The organism is Leptobacterium flavescens, assembly GCF_010671605.1.
Taxonomy (GTDB): domain Bacteria; phylum Bacteroidota; class Bacteroidia; order Flavobacteriales; family Flavobacteriaceae; genus Leptobacterium; species Leptobacterium flavescens.
Genome location: NZ_JAABOO010000001.1, coordinates 1,297,752 through 1,319,298, shown reverse-complemented (window position 1 = coordinate 1,319,298; position 21,547 = coordinate 1,297,752). Strand labels below are relative to the sequence as shown.

Genomic DNA, 21,547 nt, shown 5'->3' with positions numbered 1-21,547 from the left:
CTATCTGATAATTAAATGTTTGTTAAAAATGAGCTACCGATTCTTCCTTTAAGGATAAAGGCTGCAATGCTTTGAGTGCCTGCTGTACAGAAGACATATTTTCAAACACCAGCAACAAACGGAGTCCGTTACGGGTTTCCTTTTCTTTCATCTTGCATAGTCTGGGATATGTCTGAACAAATTTCAGGATACGGCTAAAGCTGCTGCTCTGATAAAAACTGCTTTGCTGATCGGATATAAAATAACCGATGAGTTTGTTCTTTTTCATCACTACTTTTTCCAGCCCTATCTGGATAGCGATCCATTTTATACGTACGCTGTTCAGAAGATCTTTTACCTGAGGTGGCAGTGGCCCGAAACGATCTATCAGGTTCTTTTCGAACTCCAGAAGTTCCTCTTCGGTTTTTACGCTACTGAGTTGATTGTAAAGATTGAGACGTTCGGTAATATTGTTTACGTAATCATCCGGGAACAACAACTCGAAGTCGGTATCTATCTGGGTGTCTTTCAGATATTCTTTCTTCTCTTCATCCTGTTGATAGAGTTCCTTGAATTCGTTCTCTTTCAGTTCTTCTATGGCCTCCGTCAATATTTTCTGATAAGTGTCAAAACCAATTTCATTGATAAAACCGCTTTGTTCACCCCCGAGGAGGTCTCCAGCTCCGCGGATCTCCAGATCCTTCATGGCAATATTAAAACCACTACCCAGCTCGGTAAACTGTTCCAGGGCCTGGATACGTTTTCGCGCATCTTCGGTCATGGCCGAATAGGGCGGAGTGATAAAATAACAGAAGGCCTTCTTATTACTTCGACCCACGCGCCCCCTCATCTGATGAAGGTCTGAAAGGCCAAAATTATTGGCGTTATTGATAAAAATAGTATTGGCATTAGGAACATCCAGGCCGCTTTCGACAATAGTGGTCGATACCAGCACATCAAATTCCCCTCCCATAAAGGAAAGCATAAGCTTCTCCAGTTTCTTGCCTTCCATTTGCCCGTGACCGATCCCGATCTTGGCATCGGGAACCAGGCGCTGGATCATTCCGGCAACTTCCTTGATATTCTCTATCCTGTTATGGATAAAGAATACCTGTCCACCTCTTTGTATCTCATAAGAAACCGCATCTCTGATGGTTTCCTCATTAAATTGTATCACCTGGCTATCTATAGGGTACCTGTTTGGCGGAGGAGTGGTGATTACCGAGAGATCCCTGGCTGCCATAAGGCTGAATTGTAAAGTACGCGGAATAGGAGTGGCGGTGAGGGTCAGAACATTCACATTCTCCTTCAGGGTCTTTAATTTTTCTTTTACGGCTACTCCGAATTTCTGTTCTTCATCAACGATCAGAAGCCCCAGGTCTTTAAACTTTATGCTGGCATTGGTAAGCTGGTGCGTACCGATGACGATATCTACTTCTCCGCTGGCAAGTCCTTCGATAGTTAACCTTCGTTCTTTAGCCGTTCTGAAGCGATTAAGATATTCTACTTTTAAGGGGAAATTCTTAAGCCGCTCACTAAAGGTCTTGTAGTGCTGAAAAGCCAGGATGGTGGTAGGTACCAGGATGGCTACCTGTTTCCCGTTGTCAACAGCTTTAAATGCTGCGCGGATGGCCACTTCTGTCTTTCCGAAACCTACGTCCCCGCAAACCAGGCGGTCCATAGGACGTTCACTTTCCATATCGGCTTTTACATCGGCAGTCGATTTACTCTGATCGGGAGTGTCTTCATAAAGGAAAGAGGCTTCGAGTTCATGCTGCAAATAACTGTCCGGAGCATATTGAAAACCTTTTTTGGTTTTTCTTTTGGCGTAGAGTTCTATCAGGCTGAAGGCAATCTCTTTAACCCTCTTTTTGGTCTTTTGTTTAAGGGCTTTCCAGGCATTGCTTCCCAGTTTGTATATTTTGGGTGCCTTTCCGTCCTTACCGTTATATTTTGAGATCTTGTGGAGGGAATGTATGCTTACATAAAGAATATCGCGATCTCCGTACACCAGTTTAATGGCTTCCTGCATTTTTCCTTCGACTTCTATCTTTTGCAAGCCTCCGAATTTCCCGATCCCGTGATCTATATGGGTTACATAATCGCCTACACTCAGGTTGGTGAGTTCTTTTAGGGTAATGGCCTGCTTCTTGGCATAGCCGTTCTTTAAATGGAACTTGTGATAACGCTCAAATACCTGATGATCCGTATAACAGGCTATTTTCAGGTCAGGATCGACAAAGCCCTGAAACATTGGAAACACCAGGGTTTTATAATGAACTTCCTGTTCCATTTCCTCAAAAATATCATTGAACCGCTTTGCCTGCTGTTCACTGGCGCAACACAAATAATTGGTTATTCCTTCTGCATGGTTCTTGTTCAGATTTTCGATAAGAAGATCGAACTGCTTGTTAAATGAAGGCTGAGGTTTGGTAGCAAAGGAAAAAGTATCTGCGCTCTGGGCGAAAACGGGTTGAGCTCCCATTTCCATGACAGTAAGCTTCTCCAGTTGTTCTTTAATACCCGCCGAACTGCAAAAGAGTTCCTCGGGCGTACCGTGCTTTACATCTTTTGAAAGCTCTTTAAAAGCTTCTTCCGCTTTTCCGAACAGCAGATCTATCCTTCCGAAGAGGAATTCCGGATTTTTGGCGATCACCACCGTTTTTGAAGCGATATATTTCAGGAAACTCTCCCGTCTTTCCTCCAGGAATTTATTTTCCACATTCGGAATGATCGATATTTTTTTGATCTTATCCGTAGAAAGCTGCGTCTCCACATCAAAGGTCCTGATGCTGTCTACCTCGTCTCCGAAAAACTCTATCCTGTAGGGTTCGTCATTGGAAAAAGAAAATACATCCACAATACCTCCGCGTACCGAAAACTCCCCCGGTTCACTAACAAAATCCACTCTTTTGAATTTGTACTCAAAGAGCACTTCATTGACAAAATCGAGGGATAGAGTATCGTTAAGGGAAATTTTCAGGGTATTCTTTTCCAGTTCTCTCCGCGTTACCACTTTTTCGAAAAGAGCATCGGGATAACTGACGATAATGCCCGGTTTTTTTCTGGAGTTGATCCGGTTCAGGACTTCTGCCCTTAGTAATACATTGGCATTATCGGTCTCTTCTATCTGATACGGCCTTCTGTAACTTCCGGGATAGAACAAGACGTTCTTTTCTCCCACTAACTGTTCCAGGTCATTAAGATAATAAGCGGCTTCTTCCTTATCGTTCAGAATACAGAGAAAAGGGAGTTCTGCCTTCTTAAAGATCTCTGCAATAGTGAAGGAAAGTGAAGACCCGTGAAGGCCCTTTACATGAGTTTTACTTTGGGAACGGCAAATAGCTTCCCCTAGTTTTTGCATTTGCAAAGACTGTGCGAAAAGTTGCGAGATGACGGATGTACTCACTAGAAAAATTTTGGTGCAAAGGTAATCCCTTGCTTTTTATAAATCAATATAAATTAGCTTCCTAAGGTGTTTTTAAGAATACGTACCAGTTTGTTGAGATCTTCTGCGGTATTGTATAAATGCAAAGAGATCCTGATAGCATCTCCCCTGTAGGAAACAAAAATATTTTCTTCTTTAAATGCAGCTTTCAGCTTATTAATATCCAGTCCTTCCGGAGGGAATACCCCAAAAAGATGGTGCGCCCGACTATTGTCTTCTTCAATAAAACACCCGAGCTCCCTTAAGGCAGCAACAGCCTCTCCGGAAATGGAGCGACCGTATTCCTGAATGTTCTCAGGCTTCCACTCGATAAGTTGTTCGATAGCTTTTATAAGCATAGGAGTAAGCGCAAAATTACTGGATTCTCCCACCGAAAAACGCCCGGCTTTAGGCTGGTACTCATCATTGTAGTTGACCAGCCTGGAAAAATCCTCACTGTCTTTGCGGTTCATCCAGTTGTGCTCTATCGGATTTCCGTTGTGGAAATAAGATCCGTAATACGCCATCCCAAGAGAATATGGGCCCAGCAACCATTTGTAACCTCCGCAAACAAGAGCGTCCGGATCGATCTCCTTAATGGAGAACGGAAAGGCTCCTACACTTTGGGTCCCGTCTATGATAAGCAAGGCATCGAATTCCCTGCTTTTTTTCCGTATTGCTTTCAGGTCGAAGACAGTCCCGTCTGCCCAGTGCACCTGGGGGAGAGTAACTACCTTTGTTTTCGGCCCGATAGCTTCGAGCAGATAACGATTCCACAACCGGCCCCTGTCCTGAAAAGTTTCAGGCGGATTAACCGTTTTGATCGTTAGTTTCTTTTCTTCTGCAATATGCTGCCAGTTGTAAATATTACTGGGAAATTGTTCCTGTACCACCAGGATCTCATCACCTTCTTTAAAATCGATATTATTGGCTGCATTGGCTATACCATAGGAAACCGAAGGGATAATGGCAGTAAACTCGTGATCATCGGCATGTATCAGCTTTGCAAAGGCCTGCTTTAAGAGGGTACGCTCCTTAAAAAAATCGATATCGGTAATTTCAAAAGGAAGGCTCTTGCGTTTGAGACCCCTGATACCCGCTTCTTCTACTGTTTTTAAGGAAGGCGACATATAAGCGCCGTTCAGATAAGTAATATGATCGGGGATGCTGAAAAAATCTTTCTGATGATCCATTGCAAAAAATGAGTGTTATTGTGTGACGAAGTTAAGAAACAGGAATGAAAAGAGAGCGGAAAAAGAGCGAATGTAACATTTGGTAGTAAAAAAGAAATAAAATTGATTTTATAAGCTTGTGAGAATATTTATCTTTGCCCATCAAAATTTAATAGATGTCAATTTCAGATTTATATTCCAGTGGTTTTAGAGAAAAAAATCGCAGTCATTTTGCAGCGATTGTTCGTGTAGCTTTATCGGATAATATTATTACCGAAGAAGAAAAAGCTTTTTTAGACAGATTGGCTTCCAATCTTGATATTTCTGATGAGGAGTACAAGGATATTTTAAAAGATCCTTTAAAATACCCTATTAACCCTCCTACTTTTTACAACGCGAGATTGGAGCGTTTGTACGACCTGGCAAGAATGGTGTATGCAGATCATCATTTGGGTAAGCGCCAGCAGGCTTTGCTGGAAAGACTTGCAGTAGGTCTTGGCTTTACTCCCGGAAATGTGAAATATGTGGTAGCTAAAGCGTTGGAGCTGGTTCATAACGGTATCGACAGCAACGACTTTAAAGAAGAGATAAGATTTATGAACAGATAAAATAAGCCCTGACATCTATCGTCAGGGTTTTTTATTTTAATCTTTTGTAGATCGTATTGAGCAATGCCTTTTCATCGAAGGGCTTTAAAATAACATCATTCATTCCCGCCTTTTTATACGCTTTGATGTCTTCCGGGAAGGCATTGGCTGTAATTCCTATAATAGGTATTTTCCTCAGCTCCTTAAACGGTAATTCCCGTATCATTTTAGCGATCATATGCCCCTGGATATTGGGGAGATTGATATCCATTAAAATAATATCGAATTCATTTTCGACCACCTCTTCCAGTACTTTTTCACCATCATTTATTAGATCTATGTAAAAGTGATGTGTTTCTACCAGGGTCTTAAAGAGGATCATCTGGTTGTTCTCATCATCTTCTACCAGCAGTAACCTGAATTTTTTATCGCCGGGAATGATCGTAGGCCCTTTTTCGGTGATCTTTTTATTGGTTTTTAATGATTTTTCAAGCGATTTTATCGGGTACTTCAGGTTGATATCGAAATAGAAAGTGGTTCCCTTCTCTTTGTTGTTCTTTACTTTTATCTCACTTCCCATCAAAGTCAGCAAACCTTTTACGATGGTAAGCCCCAGGCCGGTTCCGGCAGCACTTCCTTTGGGGTTGAGCTGCGTAAAGCTTTCAAAGATGGTGTCCAGCTGATCTTCCGGGATCCCTATCCCGCTGTCGGAAACCTCAAAATGGATATTAGCTTTAAATGCCCTTTTCTGATTCAGCTTTACCTTAAAATGGATGCTTCCCTTTTGGGTGTATTTTATGGCATTTTCCAGGAGGTTGATCAATACCTGGTTGATCCTGAGCCTGTCGCCTTCTACAAATTCCGGAATATTTTCATCGAGTTCCAGTACAAAATCCAGGCCTTTATTGGCTGCTTTATGGCCATAGGTCAGACGAAGGACTTCCAGCAGATCGTAGAGGTTGAATAATTTTTTCTGAAGGTTCAGCTTGCCAGAAGCGATCCTGTTTATATTCAGGATATCTTCCAGCATGAGTTTTAGATTGGAGTTGGAATCCTGTATGAGCTTAATATACTGGATCTGTTCATTGGTAAGGCTGGTTTTGCCCAGAAGATTGGCAAAGGAAATAATATTGGTTAAGGGAGTGCGTAACTCATGAGAAAAATTCACGATAAAATTGTTCTTGAATTTCTCCCTTTCCTCCAGTTCAATATTCTTCAGGGTTACCAGTTCCGATTTAATGATAGACTCATTCCGTGCCTGTGCCAGGGTCTGATAGGACAGATAATGATCGGAGAGGTCGTGAATAACGATCACTAGCTGCTTTTGATCCTCGGAAAGGTGAATATCTATATCGCAGATAAGTTTCTTCTTCCCGAATTCCAGGTGCACACAGGTATATGTGAGGCCTGAAGAAGGATTCTCCAGGTAATCTATCAGGCACAGGAAAAACGGGTGCAGATCGAATACAGCTTCTCCCGGCGATACTTTGAAGAGCATTTGATCGCTTTCCAAAATACGCCCGCCCGGATCGGTCAGGATAAACTGAACTTTGCTGTTGAGATACTGTTTTTTATAATTTTCAAGCATATTAACTCAGGGCTTTGGCCAGGTCGGTAAAAAGCTCATTTACCTGGGCTCCCGTCTTGGCACTGGAAAGGTAATCATACTTTATTTTGTTCTCTTTCAGGAGTTTCTTTAATTCATTTAAATCGACCAAGTCGATTTTATTTCCGATGAGTTGAAGGGGAACACCGGGAAGTTTGGCCGAAAGTGCCTCAATATCACTGTTGATATTCTGAAAAGTAGTAGGCCGGGTCACATCAAATACATAGATCAGACCATGGGTCCCCAGTAAATATGATTGTCTTACTTTTTCTATATCGTCTGTTCCTTCCAGATCCCAGAGAATAAGGGTAACATTTTCGGATTCGGGAACCTCCACCTCCTTTTTCATAATATGCACCCCGATAGATACCTGGTAGTTTTCGGAAAAACTATTCTCTACAAACCTTCGGATAAGGGAAGTTTTGCCTACACCGAAGTGCCCCAGGATAACCACTTTTTTAGACAATGTCATTTTTAAAATAATAGGTTAATTCTTTTTCAATAGTTTCCGTATCGAAACTCTCTCTGGAAGGCAACGAAAGGAAATTATCAGAGAAGTTAAATATAGTGTCTTGAAGTTGATTTTTAAAATGTGTACTGTAATTTCCCGAGACTACTACCGCAATATAGTAGGAAACAAAACTCTGAATATGGATATTATACAGTTCGTATTCTATAAGTTCAAGATTCTGACCGCCCTGATTGAAAGCATCTTCCACAAAGTTTTTAATGGCGGTCAGCATCCCGGAGATCATATCCTTATCGATGGTTTCGGTGTTGGAATAACTTCCGAGAAGAATTCCGGAATCCTTTTCTATAAGCAAAACCTGTTCGATGCGGGCCGAAGATAATTCGCTAAGGATAAGCTCTTCTTCTTTTACCCCTCCGAACCAGGCTTTAAAACGTCTTTTCCAGCTTCTGGGAGAGAAACTGTTTTCCAGCTGTTTGTTGATGCGTTCGGTAAGGAGTTTTATTTCCTGGGCGATGTATTTTTTGATCATCTTACCCATAATAGGGTAGAGCGCCTCGACCACCTGATCTTTGGAATTCTTGATCTCTTTTTTCAGGGTTTTGGTGATGGTCGGTCCCAGGGTATCGGGGATGCTCTTGGTGTATTCTGACAGTCTTTCGTCAATAATGGGATCTACCTTTGTGGAGAGTTTCTCCCTTTGTTCGATGATCTCCTCCAATATCCTGATCTTCCTGCTGATAGACTCCGCATACTCACGGTCGTCTGTAAGCAGTATATCCTTTAGAATATTTAATTTATCATCTTCATTCATCCCCTGAAGTTTGGAAATGATTATTTATTTCGGATCTTCTCGCCGAGGTCTACCAAAAGTTTACCCAGGGTTTCCTTATCTACTTTTGCAGCGTCGAGGTTGTCGGCTTTTTCTTCAAGAGAGTTTTCCAGTTCGGTGATCCGGATATTGATGTCGGTACTGAGATTATCCAGTGTCTGATTTAAGTCGCTTTTCACTTCTTCCACCAGAGACTCCAACTCTTTCTTCTTCTTAAGGATATCGTTCTTGAGATTGTCGAATTCCGAATTATAGGCCTCAATATTTTCCCCAAAGATGAGGTTTTTGATGACCTCTATTTTAGAGGAGGCATCATTTTGAGGTGTATTATTGTCAGTTTTTGCTTCTTTTTTCATGAAAACAGCTCAATTCTAATATTTTGTGGATAAAAATACTAAAATTTCGGCGGTTTTCTACAGGGTTTTCTGCATAAACTCCTCGGCTTTCTCAACCATCAGGCGGCTTCCGCAGAAAAAAGGTACCCGTTGATGAAGCTCTGTAGGCTCAATATCCATGATCCTTCCGAAGCCGTCACTGGCCTTTCCGTTGGCCTGTTCTGCCAGGAATGCCATAGGGTTGCATTCGTAAAGAAGGCGCAGTTTCCCGTCGGAAGCCACACTACTCTTAGGATAGATATAAATACCGCCTTTTATCATATTCCTGTGAAAATCAGATACCAGAGAACCGATATATCTGGAAGTATAGGGCCTGTCTTGCTCTTCCATCTGACAGTACTTGATATAATCTTTCACCCCTTGCGGAAAGTGTATATAGTTCCCTTCGTTTATGGAATAGATCTTCCCTGTTTCGGGGAATTCCATATTGGGATGGGATAAATAGAAAGTCCCGATGGCAGGGTTGAGTGTAAAACCGTTAACGCCATGCCCGGTGGTATACACCAGCATGGTAGAAGTTCCGTAGATCACATAACCGGCTGCTACCTGATTTCTTCCGGGTTGAAGAAAATCCTGAAGCGTTACCGGGGTCCCTACCGGAGTTACCCTTCTGTAAATGGAAAAAATGGTCCCCACAGATACGTTTACATCAATGTTGGACGAACCGTCCAGCGGATCTATAAGTACCACATATTTATTCTGGTGATTTTCATCCTGGCTGTTAATGCTGATAAAATCGTCTTCTTCTTCCGAGGCAATTCCACAAACAATTTCTCTCTTCGTAAGGGTCTGAATGAACTTTTCATTAGCCATTACATCCAGCTTCTGCTGATCCTCTCCCTGAACATTAGTCTCTCCTGCTGCTCCGATGATATCTACGAGACCTGCCTTATTTACTTCATGATTTACTACCTTAGCAGCCAGCCTGATGGCGTTGATAAGTTTTGAGAGTTCACCTGAAGAATATTTGAATTCGGTCTGATTTTCTATGATAAATTCACCGAGCGTTTGGTTCTTTCTTGACATGCGACTTTTGTTGTGATTTTGCACACAAATATCGTCAAAAATGTGAAACTAAAACGATTTCGTTCAATTATTAATTTTTACATTTATAACTTTGTGTTTTATTTGAAACAAAATGGAATATACAATCAGAACAGCCCGGAAAGAAGATATGAGCCAGGTTCTGGAGCTGATCAGAGAACTGGCTTCGTTTGAAAAAGAAGATAATGCCGTAGAGGTAACAGTAGAAGATCTGCAAAAGGATGGCTTTGGAGATTCTCCTGCCTTTCACTGCTTTGTGGCCGAGGTAGGCACGGAGATAAAAGGGATGGCTCTGATATATCCTCGTTACTCTACCTGGAAGGGAAAGACCATCCATCTGGAAGATCTGATCGTAACCGAATCGATGAGAGGAACCGGCCTTGGAAGTGCCTTATTTGAAGAAGTTATCAAATACGGACATGAGCAGGGGGTAAAACGTATAGAATGGGCGGTCCTGGACTGGAACGAACCTGCTATCAAATTTTACGAAAAGAACGGGGCCAATGTATTGAGAGATTGGGATGTGGTACAGCTTACCGAAGAGGGGATAGCAAACTATATTTCCAAGCTCTGATCCTTAAAAAAAGAGAAGGATTATCATTTATTTATAAAGAAAGCGTTTAGTAAAGAAGAATTTAGGAACAATATAAAGTATTAAAATTGAGAATTTTTAAGTTTGGAGGAGCATCGGTCAAGGATGCGGAAGGTGTAAAAAATGTAGTAAAAGTACTCACGGCCGCAGGCTATGACAATACACTATTAGTGGTTTCTGCAATGGGAAAGTCTACCAATGCCCTGGAAACCATAGTGCGAAATTATTTTGACAATCAGAAGGAACTGCAAAGCAGCATACAGGAACTCAAGAAATTTCACAATACTATCCTTCTCGATCTTTTTGAGAATGAGAACCACCCTGTTTTCTGGAAGGTGGACGGACTGTTTGCAGAACTCACCTCCTTTCTGGGAAGGAACAAATCGCCTAATTACAATTTCGTTTACGATCAGGTAGTGAGTTTCGGAGAGCTGGTCTCCACCACCATTATCAGTCAGTACCTGCAGGATATCGGAATAAAGAATACCTGGGTTGACGTGCGAAACCTGATAAAGACCGATGCGAATTACAGGGATGGAAATGTAAACTGGGAAATGACCCAGCAGAACATTAACGAGTGTATCAATAAATCGCTTTTAAATATTACTCAAGGCTTTATTTCCAGTGACCCGAATAACTTTACCACAACTCTTGGGCGGGAAGGATCGGATTATACGGCAGCTATTTTTGCCTATTGCCTCAATGCCGAGAGTGTGACCATCTGGAAGGATGTGCCCGGTGTTCTAAACGCAGACCCCCGTTATTTTAGCGATACTCAATTATTGCATCAGATCTCCTATGCCGAAGCCATAGAGCTGGCATTTTACGGAGCTTCCGTAATTCACCCTAAAACTCTTCAGCCACTTCAGAGAAAAGAGATCCCTTTATTTGTTAAATCTTTTGCCAATCCCAAGGAAAATGGAACCAGTGTAAGCAAGGGGAAGAAACTGGAACCCCTGGTGCCCTGTTTTATCGTAAAGAAGAACCAGGTGCTGATCTCTCTTTCCTCTTTAGACTTTTCTTTTATTGTAGAAGACAATATCAGCGAGATCTTCAGGCTTCTGCATCAACACAGGATGAAGGTAGATGTTATCCAGAACTCCGCTATTAGTTTTTCGGTATGTGCCGATAACAAATTCAACAACCTGGATAAGCTTCTTTCGGTACTCAAAGCCAAGTTCAAGGTAGAGTATTATGAGGATGTGTCCTTATTTACGATCAGGCATGCTACCACCGATGCCATTCAGACCATAGAAGGAGATAAGGAAATTTTATTAAAACAATATTTACAGGATACCGTTCAATTGGTAGTTAAATAGGAAAAATAATTCTTTTTTGTACTATATTTACTTAAGTGAATACGAGTTGCTTTTTTGCCGTTGATTCAGGTAGAAAAACTGTATCGAATTTATGTACATTTGTATTTCTCCTAACAAACCAATGAATGGGACTAGTAACAGCGAAAGAAGTTGCCACAGCTATAAAAGTAGACAGGTACGGATTTTTAGGGACTTTTCTGGGTTGGATACTCATGAAAGTACTTAAGATATCGGCACTTAACAGAATTTACAACAGAAATAAACATCTAAGTAATACAGAATTCCTGAATGCAATTCTGGATGAATTCCAGATCAAATTTGAGATCCCCGAAGAAGACCTGAGACGTTTACCGAAAGACGGAGCATATATAACGATCTCCAATCACCCTTTGGGAGGGATAGACGGGATCCTGCTGCTTAAATTGCTGTTGGACAGGCGACCTGATTATAAGATCATTGCAAATTTCCTGCTTCACCGTATAGAACCCCTGGTTCCTTACATCATGCCGGTTAATCCTTTTGAGGATCACAAAGAGGCGAAAAACAGTATTTCCGGTTTTATGCAGTCTATCCGCCACCTTAGAGAGGGGCATCCGCTGGGTATTTTCCCTGCCGGGGAAGTGTCTACCTATAAAGACGGAAAACTTATTGTTGATAAGCCCTGGGAGGAAGCTGCCATGAAACTGGTCAAGAAGGCTGGGGTACCTGTGGTTCCGATTTATTTTCACGCCAAGAACAGCAGATTGTTCTACAGGCTGTCGAAAATGAGCGATACGCTGAGAACGGCCAAGCTACCTTCGGAATTGCTTACACAGAAAAACAGGATCATCAAGGTTAGGATCGGAAAGCCGATATCTGTAGCTTCTCAGAATGAATATGAAAGCCTGGACGAGTTTACCGAGTTCCTGAGGAAGAAAACCTATATGCTTTCCAATCCCTATGAAAAAGAAAGCATCCTTAAAAAGGTACCATCCACATTAAAGATCCCGAAATCACCTAAACAGATCATTACGCCTGTAAAGACGGAATTGATGGAATCGGAGATCAATATCCTGAGGGAAAAGGATTTTCGCTTGCTTCAAAGTAAGAATTACGAAGTATTCCTCGCTCCGGCAGACCATATAATCAATATTTTACAGGAGATAGGAAGACTCAGGGAGATTACCTTCAGGGAAGTAGGAGAGGGAACCAACCAGCCTATAGACCTCGACAAGTTTGATAATTATTATTACCATATGTTTTTATGGGATGATAATACCAAAAGAATAGCAGGAGCCTACAGAATGGGGCTGGGATCCAAGATATTTTCAGAATACGGGATAGACGGTTTTTATCTGCAGGACCTCTTTAGGTTTGAGCCCGAACTCTATCAGATGATGAGTAAATCCATAGAAATGGGAAGGGCCTTTATCGTTAAGGAGTATCAGCAAAAACCCATGCCATTGTTCTTACTGTGGAAAGGAATCGTTCACACCACCCTGAGATTCCCGGAACACAAATACCTGATCGGGGGCGTGAGTATCAGTAACCAGTTTTCTAATTTTTCGAAATCGCTGATGATCGAGTTTATGAAATCTAATTATTACGATCCGTACATAGCTCAGTACATCAAGCCCAAGAAGGAATTTAAAGTTAAACTGAACGATGCCGATAAGGATTTTATTTTTGATGAAACCGAAGCCGATCTGAATAAGTTCGACAAGCTTATTGATGAGGTAGAACCGGGTAACCTGCGATTACCGGTACTTATTAAAAAGTACATCAAACAAAACGCCAAAGTAATTGCTTTTAACGTAGACCCCCTGTTTAACAATGCGGTAGACGGATTAATGTATATCAGGATTGCCGATCTTCCCGAGAGTACCGTAAAACCGGTAATGGAGGAATTTCAGGCAGAGTTGGAACGAAAGTTTACTGAAAACAGTTAGAGATTTTTACTATATTGTTAAAAATTTCTATAATGAAAAGAATACTTTTAGTTTTTTTCCTGATAAGCTCCGTATCCTTTTCTCAACGACTTTCGGGTTATGTTTACGATAAAGCAAACAAAGAACCCCTTTTCGGAGTATCTGTTTATTTTGATGGCACGACCATAGGAACCATAACCGATGAAAATGGTTTTTTTAGCCTGAGCGGCAGGGAGGGAGAGACCTCCAAATCCAACTACAAACTGGTCATTAGTCATCTGGGCTATTTCGACAAACAGATAAAGAATGTGGAAACTTCCTCAAAACTGGAAATTTTCCTTAATCCTAAATCCATTTCTCTTAAAGGAGTAACCCTCAAGGCAGATCCTTTTTCCAGGGAGGAAAAACTAAAGATCTTCAAGGATTATTTTCTGGGAAAGACCGGATTGGCCAGGTATTGTAAAATTAAGAATGTAGAGGATGTCTATCTCTATTTTGATGTAGATGAGAACATACTGAAAGCAGATGCCGATGTGCCAATTTATATTACCAATGACTTCCTGGGATATGAGCTGAGGTATAATCTGCAGGACTTTTTTATACTCTTTAGCCGCAAAACCCTGGACCCGAAAGAGGTGGTCTATGCCTTTAGGTCGGGGACTACCTTTTTTGTAGATAAAAAAGGAAGGAACGATTACTTCGAGAAAAGACGAAGCAATATATACGACGGTTCCATAAAACATTTTATGATCGCTCTCTACTACAAAAGCTGGGAGCAACAAGGATATGTGCTTAGAGGCCGCAGCGGAAGAAAGATCAAAAACAACGTTGACTTTTACGTCTCAGGCGGGGTAAATGAGAAGCTGGTGAGCTTTGATAAATTCCTCACCGTACGTCATAACCGGCGTTCTTCCCTTTTGGAATTGAGAGATCCTTCATTCGTAGTAGACAGGAACGGAACTATCTCACCACCAATGGCAGTTATCTTTAAAGGTTATATGGGAGATCTTGGGCTGGCAGACGCTTTACCCGATGATTATTCTCCGACAATTAATATTGATATAGGCGCTAAAAGATAAAACCTACATTACCTTCTGGGCGTCACGGAAAAAATTATTTGAGATCTGATGGGTTTCGTACCATTTATCGATATTGATCGAATAGTAGATCTTTTTCCCTCTGGATTCTCCTCTGATCAGTCCGGCTCTTTTTAGCTCGTTCAGATGCTGAGAGATCGTGGCCTGAGCCAGCTCAATATCGGAAACAATATCGTTACAGATGCATTCGGGATGTTTACTTATATATTCCAAGATAGCAATACGGGCAGGATGTCCTAAGGCTTTGTATAGCCTGGCGATTCGGTTTTGGCGAAGGGAGTGTGCAAATAGTTTAGTTGTACCCATATTAAAAATATATTGCTGTTATAAAACTCTGAAACAAGGTCAGCTATCACTAGCCGACCTCTATGCTTTTTAAAATTTATGTTTAAAACCAGGGCTTTCTGCCTACCTGATAAGTATTGTAAAATTCCTCATCAGATTTAGTCAGGTAGATTATTCCTTCAATTACTGTAATTATCCAGGTAACTGTAGCAGCAAATCCACAAGTTATCGCACCTATAATAATGGTAACAACAAGCAGAATAATACCTTCCTTATTATACCCGAGAATGAACTTGTGAATACCAAATCCTCCGAGAAAGATAGCTAGGATACCTGCAAGTATCTTTTTGTTGTCCTGACCTGCAAAAGCTTCTTTAGCACTATCTGCAAATTCTTTAGCCGTTTCCTTGGCTCCTTCGGCAAATTCTTTTGCCTTATCTTCAAAGCTGTTGTTTTCTTCAGACATTGTTTTGGTTAGTTTAGTGTTAGGTTAAAAAACAGGATGTCTAAAATAGTAAATATTTTAATATCAGAGAAATGCTTTGTCTACAGGCTCCCAAAGTTCCAGTTTATTTCCCTCCGGATCGAGGATCCAGCCAAATTTTCCATACTCGTATTCTTCGATCTCTCCAACCACAGTTACTCCCTCTTCTTTAAGGACCTTTAAAAGCTCTACAAGGTTGTCCACCCGGAAGTTCATCATAAACTGCTTTTCACTGGGCTGGAAATAGGTCGTGTCTTCTGTAAACGGAGACCATTGGGTAGAACAATCGTTCCCGTCCTTGTCTTTCCACCAGAAGGTCCATCCGTAGGCATCGGTGGGAATACCCAGGCGTTCTTTATACCATTCTTTCAGATGATTGGGATCTTTGGATTTAAAGAAAAAACCGCCCAGACCTGTTACTCTTTTTTTCATAAACGTCGATTTAAATTATTCTTACTTGGTTAAAATACCTTCTTTTTTATAGGTCTCTATTCCCGTCTTTATCATTCGGGAGATGTCCTCTTTGAGCGTTTCGTCCATTTTTTTAATGTGGAAACAGCTTTTCCCTTTCAGGCATTTTCTCAGGCCTTCGGAAATATCTTCAAATGCCTGCGGATGTGTATAAATGGGGAAGAAATACAGCCTGATATCTTTGGGTTTGGGGACAATGCTTCCAAAGTAAAAGCCATCTACCTTTTGCCTTCCCTGCATGGTAGGAATGGTACCATGTGCTTCCATACTTCCCGGTTTATTACTCGAGATCTTTAAGGCCGGAGTATAGGCCTGAAATGATTCTTTCAGGAAGCTTTCTATCTTTTTGAGCTCATTGTCCATTGCTATTAGCTTTTGCGTTGTAATATCAATGCAGAGAGGAGAGAAACGATAATTCCGATCACAAAAACTATAAAAAACATAAACATACCCGTAAAGAAGGGATTGCTGTATGCTTCCATTTGTTGTGTGAGTTCTGCTTTTTTAATTTCAAATTCTTCCGGAGAAAGGGTAGTTTTCATGCCCTCCAGGGTATACTCCAAGTACTGACTGCCAAAATCGGGATTGATAAAACCTACATAAAGACCATCGATAATACCAAAACCCAGAGAGGCAAAAAGAGAAATAATAATTCCTATTATAAAAGCTTTTTTAAAGGAAACCAGGCCGTCGTTTTCCTTATCCCTGAAGTGTTTTATTCCGAAGAATACAAAAGTAAGGGATGCGAAGATCGTGAGGTAACCCAAAACTTCCTGGGTACTGAAGTCAAGACCCTGTCCAAAATAAAGTGCGGCCAGAAATAATACTGCTGAAGTAACGGCTGCGTAGATTCCGAATTTTTTAATAGTGGTTTGCATGATTATACGTTTTAATGTTCAGGTCAAAATTAGGCCGGCCGGCCTGAAAAGAACTCATACTAAAGTACCAAATACACTCCTACTTTAGTTGGAATGCCTTTAAAATGCTATGATTTGCAGTTCTTTGGCTTTCTGAACGGCCTGCGTCCTCCGTTTTACATCTAATTTCATAAGAATATTGGACACATGGGTTTTTACCGTGCTTTCGGAGACAAATAACTTTTCAGCTATCTCCTGATTAGAACGGCCCGTTGCAATCTGATTAAGCACCTCACATTCTCTTTTGCTCAATCCGAGTTCCTTTATTTTTTTATGATCGATACTTCCTTCGGGCAGTCGTTTCCGGTGAAGGGATCTTTTGTTCATATACACCCCGATCACAAAAAATACAATGGCAATGACCCCAATGATCATTTCAATTTTAGTATCGCCGGAAATAATAGTGTATTTACTTAACTGGAAAAGTGTAAGTATAGCTACAATAAGGATCGTAAAAATGAATATGGTTCTTTTCACGAATTAAATTTAAGAAAATCATTTATTAGTATTTAGTACTGAGTATAGAGTATTGAGATGTGAGATTTGGTAATTGGTTGTTCGTTGTTCGTTGATGGTTGTTCGATTTGTCACCTCGAGCATCTCGACTACGCTCGATACAGGCTCGTCGAGAGGTGAAGTTAGGTGCTTGGAATTTGGGATTTCGTTCTCCTCTGGAGGGAGAAAACAAGAGAGGTGTACGAACCACCCCTCCTTTTCCTTCGACTGCGCTCAGGATGACAGGAGGGGAATTTGTATATCACCTACGTTAAAGACGGAAGGGTTAAATCCGCAGGAAAAAGTATCGAGAACAATTACAAAGGATAAACACAAAATTCGATTCTCGATACAATCCTTTTGGGATCACTCGAATTGACAAATTTTGCTGTCATTGGCTACGCCGAATCTTCGATTTCCTGCGTAGGCAGGAATCTTTAATTCACCCAAAAGAATCCCGTACCTTATCTAAAATGGTTTGAGCGAGCTTCTCCTTACTTTCCACTGTCCAGCCCGCTACATGCGGAGAGAGAATTACATTTTCATTTTCTATCAGCTGGCGGAAATCTTCGGGAAGTTCATTTTTGGCAAACAGATTTTCAAAGGAAGATTTTTCATATTCAAGGACATCGAGGCCGGCACCTTTAATTTTCCCGGACCTGAGGGCCTGGTTAAGATCACGGGTAACCACACTTTTTCCTCTGGCGGTATTGATCAGCCAGAAATCCTTTTTAAAACCATTGATAAAGGTTTCGTTTACCATGTTTACGGTAAGCGGGGTTTGAGGAGTGTGTAAGCTCAGGATATCTGTTTTTTCCTGAAGCGTATCCAGGGAAACCTGAACTGCATTTTCATCACCTACACCCTCGAGAATATCATAACAGAGCACTTCTACTTCAAAACCGCGTAGCTTTCTGGCAAAGGCTTTTCCCATATTACCATAACCGATAATACCCACAGTCTTTCCGTCCAGTTCCAGTCCGCGATTCTCTTCTCGGAGCCAGATCCCCTGACGTACTTCCTTATCTGCTTTGTTAAGTTTGTTAAAGAGAGAGAGCAGCATTCCCAGGGCGTGCTCTCCCACTGCATTTCTATTGCCTTCGGGAGCAGCTATAAGCTTTATTCCCCTGCTTTCGGCATAATCACAATCGATGTTTTCCAGCCCGGCACCTACACGCCCTATAAATTTCAGTTTTTTGGCTTTATCCAGGAATTGACGATCGATCCGGAAACGACTGCGAATCACGATCCCGTCGTAATCATGGATTTTGGCTTCGATCACTTCCTTAGAGGAGCTGTAGTCTTCATCATTTTGAAAACCCAGGGCCTGAAGTCCGTTGATTAACAGAGGGTGGTTAGTATCCAGGTGAAGTACTTTCATCGATAGTGGAAAAAAATTAGATCTTAGGATATTCCGAAACTGTTATATCGCTCTCAACATCTCCGGTATGCGCTACCGATAGTTTTTCAAACAGAAGGATATGAACCTCTTCGCCTTCACGGGTAGCAGGACAATGTTCTACTCCCTTGGGAACTACGATCATTTCTCCTTCATTTACTTCAACGGTCTTATCCCTGAATTTCATGATCAGGGTTCCTTTCATTACCTGGAACAATTCGTCTTCATGGTCGTGTTTGTGCCATACGAACTCTCCCTGGATCTTGGCAATGATTACCTGCATATCATCTACAGTAGCTATCTGATGCGGATGCCATTGCTTGTCGAAGAGTGAATACTTTTCTTTAATGTTAATAGTTTTCATAGCGTTTTAATTTGATCTGATTTCCTCTTGCAAGTTAAGAATATTGCCTAAGCCCTTGAAATATAATCTTTGGGTTTTGGATACAGTTTGTTCTATTTGTAACAATAATTTATTTAATTTTTCACCATCCAGATTATTTGAAGAGATCACCGGAACTTTTTCGGGACTTAAAAACTCTTTCAACGATTTAACCTTATTCATATTAGACATAGGAGGCATAGTAAGATTAACATCTTCAATTAGAGAAGCAAATCGGTTTCTTAGAAGGTGGAAATCCAAGGCAAATCGATTCACGTCGTCCTCATATAAAGTTCCAGCCCCTTGCAATTCTATTACTTTTTCATGTAGTGTTGTTTGAATTTCTATTACAGATTTATGAAATTTTTGAAAAGATATCTGAAAGTTGTAACGCTCTTTCAATTCCTGTTTTTTAATAGGGTCAGCAAGCAAAACATGTGCAGTATACATTTTCTTGTCAAACCCATCGTACCACTGATCCTGATCTATTGCTTTTAGCAACTCCTCAAATAATTGCTGTGCATCTTTTTTATGATAACTTATCCCGTTGTAAATAAAGTTCTTGTTCTTATTTGTATTTGTAATGATATCATTTAAAAGAGTGAGATCTTCTGAGGTTTTTGTTTCATGAAGGGCCCTTTCTTTGAGCGTAACATCGAGCATTTCTGAAATAATTGCTGATGCGTTCTCCGGATTTATTTTATAAGCCTTAGCATATTTGTCGGTTTCATTAATGTCAAATTCAGACAGAAAACGACTATTATATGTGCCCAAATATGTTTCGCTAAATTGGGTTTCCGAAATTTCGGATTGAATAAATTCTTCAACTTTTTTTGCAGGAGTAAATTCGACCGCGTCGGGTAGCTCTAAGCTAATTTTTAAAAGATTTTGAGTGATTTTTTCACATATTTTTTCAGGCTCATTAAATAGGATCCAAGGAGATCTGTTATCCTCTATACCTTTTATATAGTCTTTTTTAGCATTATTTTCTCTTTTATACCCGGAGGGGTGTGAACTATACATAGCAGGAATACCAGCTAAATCATCCTTTACAAAAATGCGATCTGATTTTTGGTTTTCTAAAAGAGATTCTCTAAACTCTTTATTTGATTTTTTCAAATAGTTGTAGGCTTCAGTTTGATGATAAAATAGATTAGAGGTGTAAATTTTGTTATGTGTAGCAGAATTGACATGCTCCCAGGCAAAACTCATTGTTTGAGAATGAGTATTTAATTTATACAAACTGTTAACTATAGCATCACTTCCTGTAACACTGACGGCTACCAAATCGGCATGATATTCCATTTGACGGGATAATGAGGATTGTAAAATGTTAATTCCCTGATAGATTATTACCATTAACTGCCTTGTAATCCATATTATAGGAGCTAAGAGCCAGGCAAAAATAGCTAGTTGTATATTGGAGTGCTTCCAGGATTCGAATGTTTCATCCCATTTATCTGTATCATATACCATACTGTAAATAATATGGTTGGTCATATATACATAACTTCCCAATCGCATACTACTTTGTGAAAAATGACCAAATTCATGAGCCAATACTGCTTTAAATTCGGATAGATTTAAACTATTCACCAGACCTAAACCTATCAATAAATTCTTTTTGACAGGTAGAAAAAGACTTAGGATGGTACTGTTATAAAATACTGAAGCGTTAATCTCATGATTTAGGTAAACTTTTTTAGGAAATGGAGCATTAGTTTCCTGACTAAGTATTTTAATAAAATTAAAAAGTTTGGGGTGTTCATCTTTAGTTATTTCAATATTAAGTGGAGTATTAAAATTTTGCTTTTTGAACAAAAACTTTAGCATAAAAAGGGAAAACATTACACTCATTCCTATAGTTCCTATTTTTAGGAGAATGGTAAATTTGTTGATTGATGGACCCATATCGTAACTAATAGCCAGGTAAATTAGATAGAAGGAAGCCACCAGAGCAGAAAAGTATAAGAGGAAAAATAAAATGATACCTAGCAGAACTACCATTACATTGTTTTGGTAACTGGAGCTAATTCTGGTATAATTTTTTCTGTTGATCGAAGGGCTTTCAGGGTAGAAATTTTTATCAGTCATTGGTCAGTTAATTTTTACAAGACTAATATATTAAGTTTTGATTACTTTTAAAAATGTAATCTAAATATTACAAATGAAGCATCATTATATTAAACTCAAAATCTTCCTTTCCGATCGTAAAATGGTGTTTTCCCTTTTCTACAAATTTATGCTTATTATAAAAATGTATGGCCCTGTTATTGGTATGTAAAACCGAAAGCCATAAAATATCCGCCCCGGAATTTGCGGCTTCCCGAATGGCCTCCTGTTGCAATTTGCTTCCTATCTTAAGGGCAAGATAATCTTTGAGTACGTATATTTTCTGAAGCTGAGCGCTTTTAATATCGGCATCACCTTCCAGAGGGCTTATCTTTTTTAACTTGGCATAGCCTACCGGTAATTCATTGGCAAATGCTATCCAGAAAACATTATTGTCCTTTTGTAAAGAAGACCTGATCTTGGGAACAGAGAAGGTGCGATCCATATAATCCAGTACATCCTGCCGGTCTCTGAACAGATCTCCGAAGGTATCATCAAAAGTTACCTGCCCAAGGAGTGCAATAAGCGTAGCATCGTTCGGGTTGGCTTTTCTGATCTCAATATTCATCACTCTAA

At 40.4% G+C, this 21,547-nt stretch carries 22 protein-coding genes; 5 read left to right on the top strand and 17 right to left on the bottom strand.

Annotated features, from left to right (window positions below; all coding sequences use genetic code 11):
* Positions 1–22: 22 nt before the first annotated feature.
* Together mfd and GWK08_RS05770 are read right to left on the bottom strand one after the other, a co-directional pair.
* A complete protein-coding gene (gene mfd / locus GWK08_RS05775; RefSeq protein WP_163605943.1) occupies positions 23–3,388 on the bottom strand; it encodes a transcription-repair coupling factor in 3,366 nt (1,121 codons plus the stop codon).
* Between the two features lie 53 nt (positions 3,389–3,441).
* A complete protein-coding gene (locus GWK08_RS05770; protein ID WP_163605942.1) occupies positions 3,442–4,599 on the bottom strand; it encodes an aminotransferase class V-fold PLP-dependent enzyme in 1,158 nt (385 codons plus the stop codon).
* Positions 4,600–4,754: 155 nt separating this feature from the next.
* Here GWK08_RS05770 and GWK08_RS05765 point away from each other — a divergent pair, with 155 nt between their 5' ends.
* Positions 4,755–5,186 (top strand): tellurite resistance TerB family protein, encoded by a 432-nt coding sequence (locus GWK08_RS05765; protein ID WP_163605941.1) that lies wholly within the window; start codon positions 4,755–4,757, stop codon positions 5,184–5,186.
* A gap of 31 nt (positions 5,187–5,217) precedes the next feature.
* Here the strand turns inward: GWK08_RS05765 and GWK08_RS05760 are convergent, their stop codons facing one another.
* Genes GWK08_RS05760 through fbp form a run of 5 tightly spaced genes read right to left on the bottom strand, consistent with a single transcriptional unit; the run spans position 5,218 to position 9,493 of the window.
* Complete coding sequence (locus GWK08_RS05760; protein ID WP_163605940.1) at positions 5,218–6,753, bottom strand: ATP-binding protein; 1,536 nt, start codon at positions 6,751–6,753, stop codon at positions 5,218–5,220.
* Between the two features lies 1 nt (position 6,754).
* Positions 6,755–7,243, bottom strand: coding sequence for a Rab family GTPase (locus GWK08_RS05755; protein WP_163605939.1), 489 nt, complete (start codon positions 7,241–7,243; stop codon positions 6,755–6,757).
* Entirely contained in the window at positions 7,230–8,054 is an 825-nt protein-coding gene (locus GWK08_RS05750; protein ID WP_163605938.1) for a cell envelope biogenesis protein OmpA, read from the bottom strand. The genes GWK08_RS05755 and GWK08_RS05750 overlap by 14 nt, the downstream gene beginning before the upstream one ends.
* A gap of 20 nt (positions 8,055–8,074) precedes the next feature.
* The gene (locus GWK08_RS05745) at positions 8,075–8,428 is read right to left on the bottom strand and encodes a fructose 1,6-bisphosphatase (RefSeq protein WP_163605937.1); all 354 of its coding nucleotides are present in this window, start codon (positions 8,426–8,428) and stop codon (positions 8,075–8,077) included.
* A gap of 57 nt (positions 8,429–8,485) precedes the next feature.
* Positions 8,486–9,493: a class 1 fructose-bisphosphatase gene (fbp, locus tag GWK08_RS05740; protein WP_163605936.1), complete on the bottom strand. Its 1,008-nt coding sequence runs from the start codon at positions 9,491–9,493 to the stop codon at positions 8,486–8,488.
* 112 nt (positions 9,494–9,605) lie between these two features.
* Here fbp and GWK08_RS05735 point away from each other — a divergent pair, with 112 nt between their 5' ends.
* From GWK08_RS05735 to GWK08_RS05720, 4 genes are all read left to right on the top strand, one after another.
* Entirely contained in the window at positions 9,606–10,085 is a 480-nt protein-coding gene (locus tag GWK08_RS05735) for a GNAT family N-acetyltransferase (RefSeq protein WP_163605935.1), read from the top strand.
* 86 nt (positions 10,086–10,171) lie between these two features.
* On the top strand, positions 10,172–11,422 hold the full coding sequence (locus GWK08_RS05730) for an aspartate kinase (protein ID WP_163605934.1): 1,251 nt from the start codon (positions 10,172–10,174) through the stop codon (positions 11,420–11,422).
* A 125-nt stretch (positions 11,423–11,547) separates the two neighbouring features.
* Positions 11,548–13,350: a GNAT family N-acyltransferase gene (locus GWK08_RS05725; RefSeq protein ID WP_163605933.1), complete on the top strand. Its 1,803-nt coding sequence runs from the start codon at positions 11,548–11,550 to the stop codon at positions 13,348–13,350.
* Positions 13,351–13,382: 32 nt separating this feature from the next.
* Positions 13,383–14,408, top strand: a complete 1,026-nt coding sequence (locus tag GWK08_RS05720) for a carboxypeptidase-like regulatory domain-containing protein (RefSeq protein WP_163605932.1) — start codon at positions 13,383–13,385, stop codon at positions 14,406–14,408.
* Positions 14,409–14,411: 3 nt separating this feature from the next.
* On the opposite strand, the gene GWK08_RS05715 is transcribed toward GWK08_RS05720, so the two are convergent.
* The 10 genes from GWK08_RS05715 to GWK08_RS05670 form a co-directional block, all read right to left on the bottom strand.
* The gene (locus tag GWK08_RS05715; protein WP_163605931.1) at positions 14,412–14,732 is read right to left on the bottom strand and encodes an ArsR/SmtB family transcription factor; all 321 of its coding nucleotides are present in this window, start codon (positions 14,730–14,732) and stop codon (positions 14,412–14,414) included.
* An 82-nt stretch (positions 14,733–14,814) separates the two neighbouring features.
* Positions 14,815–15,177, bottom strand: coding sequence for a TM2 domain-containing protein (locus GWK08_RS05710; protein WP_163605930.1), 363 nt, complete (start codon positions 15,175–15,177; stop codon positions 14,815–14,817).
* A gap of 63 nt (positions 15,178–15,240) precedes the next feature.
* Positions 15,241–15,627, bottom strand: coding sequence for a VOC family protein (locus GWK08_RS05705; RefSeq protein ID WP_163605929.1), 387 nt, complete (start codon positions 15,625–15,627; stop codon positions 15,241–15,243).
* Positions 15,628–15,648: 21 nt separating this feature from the next.
* Positions 15,649–16,029 (bottom strand): hypothetical protein, encoded by a 381-nt coding sequence (locus tag GWK08_RS05700; protein WP_163605928.1) that lies wholly within the window; start codon positions 16,027–16,029, stop codon positions 15,649–15,651.
* A 5-nt stretch (positions 16,030–16,034) separates the two neighbouring features.
* Positions 16,035–16,544, bottom strand: coding sequence for a DUF4199 domain-containing protein (locus tag GWK08_RS05695; protein WP_163605927.1), 510 nt, complete (start codon positions 16,542–16,544; stop codon positions 16,035–16,037).
* 99 nt (positions 16,545–16,643) lie between these two features.
* Complete coding sequence (locus GWK08_RS19375; protein WP_317168139.1) at positions 16,644–17,060, bottom strand: response regulator transcription factor; 417 nt, start codon at positions 17,058–17,060, stop codon at positions 16,644–16,646.
* A gap of 460 nt (positions 17,061–17,520) precedes the next feature.
* Positions 17,521–18,459, bottom strand: a complete 939-nt coding sequence (locus GWK08_RS05685; RefSeq protein WP_163605926.1) for a 2-hydroxyacid dehydrogenase — start codon at positions 18,457–18,459, stop codon at positions 17,521–17,523.
* A gap of 16 nt (positions 18,460–18,475) precedes the next feature.
* Positions 18,476–18,841, bottom strand: coding sequence for a cupin domain-containing protein (locus GWK08_RS05680; protein WP_163605925.1), 366 nt, complete (start codon positions 18,839–18,841; stop codon positions 18,476–18,478).
* Between the two features lie 6 nt (positions 18,842–18,847).
* A complete protein-coding gene (locus GWK08_RS05675) occupies positions 18,848–20,953 on the bottom strand; it encodes a M48 family metallopeptidase (protein WP_163605924.1) in 2,106 nt (701 codons plus the stop codon).
* A 67-nt stretch (positions 20,954–21,020) separates the two neighbouring features.
* On the bottom strand, positions 21,021–21,539 hold the full coding sequence (locus GWK08_RS05670) for a GNAT family N-acetyltransferase (protein WP_163605923.1): 519 nt from the start codon (positions 21,537–21,539) through the stop codon (positions 21,021–21,023).
* Positions 21,540–21,547 lie beyond the last annotated feature (8 nt).